The sequence below is a fragment of the Neisseria sp. SLRRB23 genome (genome assembly GCF_050896295.1).
Taxonomy (GTDB): Bacteria; Pseudomonadota; Gammaproteobacteria; order Burkholderiales; family Neisseriaceae; genus Neisseria.
Window position 1 is genome coordinate 1 of record NZ_JBPBFH010000091.1, and the last position, 422, is coordinate 422.

3 pseudogenes are annotated in these 422 nt (G+C 56.6%); 1 reads left to right on the forward strand and 2 read right to left on the reverse strand.

Going from position 1 to position 422, the window contains the following annotated elements:
• Positions 1-136, reverse strand: a pseudogene (pgk, locus tag ACRPFF_RS11185) (phosphoglycerate kinase); the annotation flags it as partial.
• A 2-nt stretch (positions 137-138) separates the two neighbouring features.
• Here pgk and rnhB point away from each other — a divergent pair.
• A pseudogene (gene rnhB, locus ACRPFF_RS11190) lies at positions 139-282 on the forward strand (ribonuclease HII); the annotation flags it as partial.
• Here the strand turns inward: rnhB and ACRPFF_RS11195 are convergent.
• A pseudogene (locus tag ACRPFF_RS11195) lies at positions 265-422 on the reverse strand (DALR domain-containing protein); the annotation flags it as partial. The pseudogenes rnhB and ACRPFF_RS11195 sit on opposite strands and share 18 nt — an antisense overlap.

Consider the following 422-nt stretch of genomic DNA (forward strand, 5'->3'; position numbering starts at 1 on the left):
AAGCGGCTACGGCAGGCAGCTCTTTTCCTTCCAAGAACTCAAGGAGCGCGCCGCCTCCGGTAGAAATATAGCCGAGTTGGTCGGTAACTCCAAATTTGGCAATCGCCGCCAGCGTGTCGCCGCCGCCCGCAATCGAGCAACCGCATTCCCGAACATTTAGGCATCCCTGCCGAAGCAGTCGTCAAAGGCGACAGCAAAATCATCGAAATCTCCGCCGCATCCGTTTTGGCAAAGACCGCACGCGATGCGGAAATGTACGCACTGGCGCAACGCCGTCCCCGCATCATTGGTTTTGTTCACTTCTCCTGCCAGTTCGAACAGCACGGCAACGGCTTCAACCGTGCCGAAATCGTCATTCATGGCGGCGTAGAAGCTGTCTCTTATACACATCTCCGAGCCCACGAGACTCGACGTCATCTCGT